The 6,601-nt window shown below is 40.4% G+C and carries 8 protein-coding genes; 2 read left to right on the forward strand and 6 right to left on the reverse strand.

The window, feature by feature from the left end:
• Positions 1 to 15 precede the first annotated feature (15 nt).
• The 4 genes from QUB24_RS32685 to QUB24_RS32700 all read right to left on the reverse strand — a co-directional run bounded on the left by QUB24_RS32685 (position 16) and on the right by QUB24_RS32700 (position 2,348).
• Entirely contained in the window at positions 16 to 492 is a 477-nt protein-coding gene (locus QUB24_RS32685) for a hypothetical protein (RefSeq protein WP_333157711.1), read from the reverse strand.
• An 80-nt stretch (positions 493 to 572) separates the two neighbouring features.
• Positions 573 to 755 carry a hypothetical protein gene (locus QUB24_RS32690; protein ID WP_333157712.1) on the reverse strand — a complete coding sequence of 61 codons (183 nt, stop codon included), beginning with the start codon at positions 753 to 755 and terminating at the stop codon, positions 573 to 575.
• A gap of 201 nt (positions 756 to 956) precedes the next feature.
• A complete protein-coding gene (locus QUB24_RS32695) occupies positions 957 to 1,937 on the reverse strand; it encodes an ATP-binding protein (protein ID WP_333157719.1) in 981 nt (326 codons plus the stop codon).
• Positions 1,938 to 1,940: 3 nt separating this feature from the next.
• Positions 1,941 to 2,348, reverse strand: coding sequence for a hypothetical protein (locus QUB24_RS32700; protein WP_333157713.1), 408 nt, complete (start codon positions 2,346 to 2,348; stop codon positions 1,941 to 1,943).
• Positions 2,349 to 2,723: 375 nt separating this feature from the next.
• Between QUB24_RS32700 and QUB24_RS32705 the strand changes: the two genes are divergently transcribed.
• Both QUB24_RS32705 and QUB24_RS32710 read left to right on the forward strand, forming a co-directional pair.
• Positions 2,724 to 2,927 (forward strand): hypothetical protein, encoded by a 204-nt coding sequence (locus QUB24_RS32705; protein ID WP_333142663.1) that lies wholly within the window; start codon positions 2,724 to 2,726, stop codon positions 2,925 to 2,927.
• Between the two features lie 430 nt (positions 2,928 to 3,357).
• Positions 3,358 to 3,774 carry a hypothetical protein gene (locus QUB24_RS32710; protein WP_333157714.1) on the forward strand — a complete coding sequence of 139 codons (417 nt, stop codon included), beginning with the start codon at positions 3,358 to 3,360 and terminating at the stop codon, positions 3,772 to 3,774.
• Between the two features lie 355 nt (positions 3,775 to 4,129).
• Here the strand turns inward: QUB24_RS32710 and QUB24_RS32715 are convergent, their stop codons facing one another.
• Complete coding sequence (locus QUB24_RS32715; RefSeq protein ID WP_333157715.1) at positions 4,130 to 4,513, reverse strand: hypothetical protein; 384 nt, start codon at positions 4,511 to 4,513, stop codon at positions 4,130 to 4,132.
• Positions 4,514 to 4,646: 133 nt separating this feature from the next.
• Positions 4,647 to 6,242, reverse strand: coding sequence for a tetratricopeptide repeat protein (locus tag QUB24_RS32720; RefSeq protein ID WP_333157717.1), 1,596 nt, complete (start codon positions 6,240 to 6,242; stop codon positions 4,647 to 4,649).
• Between the last annotated feature and the right edge of the window lie 359 nt (positions 6,243 to 6,601).

The raw sequence follows: 6,601 nt of genomic DNA on the forward strand, positions 1-6,601 counted from the left end.
GCATTGACAGCGCCTTCAAGAATTACCTTTTGGTAGTTTCTTTAGAATCCCTGTTGCTTCAGCACAGGGAGTGTCAATTCCTTGAATAAATTCCAGACACCCGGAGTGACCATCTCCTAAACAGATTACAGGATTAGTTAGCGGCTGACTATTCACCCAATCGGTGAGGCTTAAGTTATCTTGGAAGAAAGCGCCATAGTAAAGGTCTTGCAAGCGTACTGCCTTATAGTCGCGCCACTCACACGGAAGTCCCTGTTCTGTTCGGAGTCGCACTTTACCGCCATCTATGCTGACTTGTGCGATCGCACCTTTAGCTTGCAAGACGGAAAATTCTTGGCGCTGCACTTGCCTGTGTTGACTGCTATGACTGACATAGACTCCTGTGAGGGTGGCTAGGTCAACAGAGGCATTTTGGTACGACTCAGAAGCCGAAAGTAAAAAACAGCATTTTTCTAACAGAGGACTTCTACGGCTGTAAGGCTCGATCCCCAAGCGGTTTGCTTGTTTTTGTGTAATGAAGAGCCGTCCTACACAACTGTTGAGTGTGCGCGATCGCCCTTTAACCGTTTTGGTTACTTTTTGGATAAAAAAAGGGCAACTTTGGGGCTGACATATTCTAACATCTGTTGACGTACTACTTTCTCAAGCCTTTCTAAGGTAGCTATTTCTGCTGAATCTGTATTTTTGTAAAGGATTTGCGCTATTTCTTGAATACAAGCTGATAAGCGTAATTGTTCTTCGGGAGTTATGCTCATTTTTTTCCCTGATCTACTGTTTTGATTTTAGCTGCTGGCAGTCTATTTGCAAAATCGGGATGCTCCCTCTAAGTTTCTCACAGGCCGCAGCAAAACTTTACCGTCATTACCACTTATAGCTACTTGCTTTCCATCCAGGCTAAAACTTACAGAGCTCGAAGTTTCTTGATAATAAAACAAGCGATCGCCTTTCTCATTACCTTATTTTAGAAGAATTTGGGAATTTGCGATCGCATACTCTATCCATAAGGGTTTGAGAGTAAATAAACTTTCATCCTCTACTATCTTTTTTAATAAATACCGTCTATTTAAAGACCGTAAACCATCAGCAATATCGGTTATAGGCGAAGATAAACACGACTTCAAATCATCTATAGAAAATGATTGTTTTGGCTGAGTGAGTGCAAAAATAATTTGTTGTTCTATTGGCGACAGTTCGATAAATTTTTGATTAAAAACCGACTTTAAATCCTCATTCAATAATGTGCTATTTCCATTAATAAAATCGCTAACTTTACCTGAAAATACCTCTTTAATTAAAGCTCCAATATGCTTTAAGTATAAAGGATTACCATCATATAAATCAATTAATTTTGACCAATATTCTCGCTCTATTAATTTGAACTCGTTCAAAAAATCTACATCATTTAAGCCGTTTAATTCTAACGTTTTAATCATGTCTAAATTATCATCTAAAGATACCATTTCTCGACATTTTTCTTGACTTATCAAAATTAAACTGCTTTGATGTTCAATTTGAGTTGTCATTTCAAATAAAGTTTTGTAATCACCATATTCTGGCTGATATTGTCCTGCTAGTTGACCCTTAATAAAAATATTTTCCAGATTGTCCAGAACAATTAAACATTTTTTATGACGGAATATTTCAAATAACTTAGTTAATCGATCTTCGATATTTGTCAAACTTTTATTTTCATCGGATAAACGATTTAAAATATTAGTTAGTAAATCATTTAATGATTTAGGAAATTTGAGGCTTCTCCAAATAATCACTTCAAATTGTTGACTGTTTAAATCAATAAATCTTTTAACTAGAGTAGTTTTGCCAATTCCGGTTAATCCTAATACAGCAATTAAAGGAATATTTTGAGTAAGTATCCATTCTGAAAGGGTAGCGAGGTCGGAAGCGCGATCGTAAAATTTAGTAATTCTGGGTGCAATTGATCAATCTTGGTAATTAGATAGAGGATTAATTTCTGCTTCTGAAGTATCATTATTATGTTCGGATTTAGAAGTATTTGAATAAATATTAAAATTATGATTGCCTACAACATTAACATCATTTGCCTTAACAACCTGTGAGCCAATATATTCCATTCTTGCTGCCTCTATTGTGCTGAGAAAAGTTGATTGATTAACAGCTTTTTTTTGTAATCTTAATTGTGTTGAGATAATTTTGTAAAGTTTGGCGGCTATGTCAGCAACATATTTCTCATTATACCCATGATTTTTTCCAATATCACCATAAGTTTGGTCTTGGCAGATTCCTTCTATTGCTTTCTTTTGAATATCGCTCAAGTGTTTACCTGTTTCCGCAAAGACCAAGCGATCGACTGTTTCCTTAATATCCATAGATTGCATATTATAATCATTATGAGAATAATTATTTAACCAATACTCCGGACAGTTTTTGGAACGATACTACAAGCTTACGCGGGGCAAGGATCATAAAAAAGTCGAATTAAATGTAAGTCAGGGGTGGATCTGACATTGATTTAATTATCCACAGGGGCTGCGAAGTCAAGCGAGCCTAAGCCATTGGGCCCTATAAAAACTGTCCGGACTATTGTTTAACGGTAGGTCTACTATATTAGATTTGATCCAGATTTGTCAAGATTTTTCCAGATTTTTCTATATTAGCATTTCCTAGAAAAATCTGGACACATATCGAATTAGCCTAGCTACGATCAGATTATTGTTTCTCTCTCCCAAGAGGAGGAAAAAATCATGAGTTCCAAAAAAGACGACCACATATTGGAGCAAATGCGTCACAATGCTCACTTGGCACACGCTGGCCATCAGCTTAAACATCAAATGCAGCATACGCAGCAGCAATTTTCTGCTCCTAAGTTATCGGTGACACTAAATCAAATGCCTTCAGTATCTTTAAAACCTCTTATGGGAGGTTTCGGTGGGTCTGGCGGTTGCTAAACCACACAATATGATGTTTGCCTGAATGCTTTTCTTGTAGGGAGTTTGTCTACTAAGTCTCTACAAGATTGCATCACATTAATTAAACGGACATCATATTAGATCAATACTCCGGACAGTTTTTGAGACCGAGGCTGAAACCCTCATTCTACCGTTAGCATTTGACCTCACTGAGAAGGCTGAAACCCTCATTCTGCCGTTAGTGATTGAAAACTGTCCGGACTATTGTTAGATATCATCAAAGCTAAATAAGAGTGATAGATTAACTTCACTCTTATTTTTTTGTCAGCGCGTAAGTCCCGATCGGGAGCATCCCGATTTTGTAGGATATATTTGCAAATTCGGGATGCTCCCCATTAAAACGATCATTCAAAAAACCCTTTTTGTTGTAGTCGGAGGGATTGCTACTCGGCTCTATATGCCTGAAAGAATGACCGATGACGTGGCTATTTTAGTATTAACTCAAGATGCTGCTAATCTTTATCGAGAATTAGAGCAAGCTGGTAGCACGAGAACGGGAGAACTTAGCATTGGTGGCAGCACTTGGGAATTGCCTGATGGTACTTATTTTGATGTAATTGAATCAAGAGATTCTTGGGTAAGAGAGGCAATTACAAATCCAAATAAAGCACCCGATGGATTGCCAATTATCGGATTGCCTTATCTGGTCTTGATGAAACTACAAGCTAGTCGCGGTATTGATATAGGGGATTTAACGCGGATGTTGGGAGGGGCTGACGAAACTGCTTTGCGGTTGGTAAGAAGGGCTGTACAAGATTTCCTGCCTGATGCTGTGGAAGATTTAGAAAGTTTAATTGTTTTGGGAAAGCTAGAAAGGAGTGAGTAATAATGGGACACAGGGACACCCCTGACCCCCCCGAAGGCAGGGTGGATTAATTGTCGCAGGAGCAAGGTATCATAGTATTTGCGATCGGGTCAGACCCGATCGCAAATACTATGATACATTTAAGTAGATGAGTGGGAAAATACATAAGTATGTCATTGTTCGTTAAACGTCGCAATTCGCTTACGGTTCTAGCCGATTTACATTCGGTTACACAGCAAGGTTTATTTGCGCCTACCTACTTATCCTCTGACAATAAATCCACCGTGCTTTACTACTCGTGAAACATACTTATTCTGGTCAGATTCTGACTTTTTCAAGCCTATGCCTTTAGATACGCGCTTCCTGACGTAATTCTTTATTCTTGCGTCGCACGTACACGAACAGATCGACTAAACTCAGGCCTGTTTCTTTGCATATTTATTACCTTTACCGGATATATACCCATTCTTTTGGATATACATTGTTCTTTAGCGCTAGCCTGTAAATCTTCTATTTTTACGTCTATTCCGCCCACCCTGTCGGTGATATAAAGCAATTTTAGGTTACCCACTAAGTTATCAGTTGTCTGGAAGCAAAGCGTTGTATTCCTCATATCTTTTGGCCTTAAGTCCAGTGTTTCTTGAGGACCGAGAGTCTTCTCTCCTAATAAAATCGTTTCTGCTAAGGCTGTACCGGCGAAACTAAAAGAGATTCCAACCGCAGCGATTAAAACCGCTGGTAATTTTTTGACAAAACTCATACGACAATACCTCGTTTGTTGAAATTTACGTTGATTGGTGGTTTTTTCTTCCCACATCTTTTAGACGTTTCCCGATCCCAATTTAGTAATTTTTCGAGTTACGAAGGAAATTTTATTCCCAAAAAATCCCCCCTCAACCCCTAGAACCCTTTCTCCCCTTACCCTTCAACCGCCGCAAACTCTTCTCAACCTCCCCACGCGCCGGATACAACAACTGCTGACTCAAAGCACTTTCATAAGCCTGTACCGCCCCCAACTTATCCCTCAACCCCACCAAAGTTCTCCCTAACCAGTAGTCAGCCATAGCCGGGTTAAACGCGCTCAATTCCTGACATCCCTCACCGGCAACTTTCCACCATCGCTGACTAGCCCCAACATCCCCCAGCACCCGATAACTCTCCCCCAACCACACCGCCACGGGCACGAATTGCAGAGAAATTCCCGCTGGTAACAACTTCCATCCTTTCTCCAACGCCTCCACCGCTTCTTGATGTTTAAGCGCCAAAGCCAACACCCGCCCATGACGAAACCAAGTATCAACTAACTGCGGCTGAAGTTTTGTGCCCTGCTCAGAAACACTACATCCTCGTTCAATCTCTTTGAAGTGTTCCACCAACACCCGCCCCGCAGTCGCCCAAACACTCCAACGTTCAGGAAATCGTTTCAGCATCTGTTCTGCCACAAAACGCAATTCTTCCCAGCGTTTGGCAGCCGGTAAAATTTCACACAAGACCTGATAAATTGCACAATTATCGGGATACAGTTGATAAGCATTCGCCATCATCTGTGCTGCTTTTTGATAGTCTCTCGTGTCGTATAAGCACCGGCCATAGTAATACCAACCATAAGGATGATTGGGGTGTTGGGCGGTAAACTCTGCTAATACCTCCACACCTTGCCGCCAATCTCCCCGGAAAATGTGATAATAGCCCAGAGAATTGTGAGCCTCAGCCCCATGAGGAGTTTGTAGCAGTAAAGAGGTAATCATCTTTTTCGTCAGTTTCCCCTCTTCACCAGAAACTAATCTCATCTGAAGACGTTGCTCAATTTGTCGTTGCAGTACCCTAAAATCATTCGGAAATAGAGCTATAAGCTTGCTCAACTGCTCTGTTGCGGCGCTCATATCCCCCACCGCCAGATTCGCATCATGGCTGTAAATCAACGCCACAACATCATCTGGGTTGATTGCCAAAATTTGCTCCACAGCACTGAGCACGCCAAGATGATTTTCTATCTGCTGATACACCTGTGCCAAAGCCAGCCGGTGAACGACTATTTCAGGTTCTAAATGAGTTGCTAAATTAAAGGCAATAATTGCTTGGTCACTCTCACCCCGACAAACTGCAATCAATCCCTTGATATGATGCTGAGTCGCTTCGTTTTCGTACCACGACAAGGCTTTTTCATAGACTTCTATTGCCTCTTTTTCTCGTTTCATTAGCTGCAATAGTTTCCCTAGTTGCAGCCGCACACCCATTAATTGCGCTTGTCGCTCAATCACTTGATGATATTCGGCAACGGCTTGCTGCCAGTCTCCCATCTGGTAAAGCAAATTAGCTAGTTCTAATCTTTTTTTCCATCCTTGGGGATATTTCTGAACATACTTACTTAAAGTGTTCAATTTCTGCTCTTGTCTAATTGGCTTTTCTTCTAAGAAAAAGTGAACATTCATCTCTAGCCCAGAGGATGGGCAGAACTGCACCAATGATGTGGCAAAGTGTCCAGACATAATTTAGACTGGCTATAGATAAGGGGAAATAGAATAATTTACCTCGATCAGATTATGTCTTAGTTACTCAAACTGAACAAGCCAAAAAAGATTAATTTTTATTAAGAAAAATTAATGTAATCGCGTCAATCAATGGCTCTCTAGTAAACGAAAAGCGATATCTACGACGGGCGTTGCCTACGCACTCCGAAAAAAAGCGATCGCGCCCTTCGTCGAGTGGGCAAGATCGCTTTTTCTTCAATTTTTTGAACACTGAAATGGAGCAGCACTAAGTTGGTAATGTCCCCAAAGTCAAAGAGATTTCACTCTCACGCATTATGGATTATTTTACCTTTACATTTTTCTGGCTTCATCAAATA

Source organism: Microcoleus sp. B9-D4, assembly GCF_036705105.1.
Classification (GTDB): domain Bacteria; phylum Cyanobacteriota; class Cyanobacteriia; order Cyanobacteriales; family Microcoleaceae; genus Microcoleus.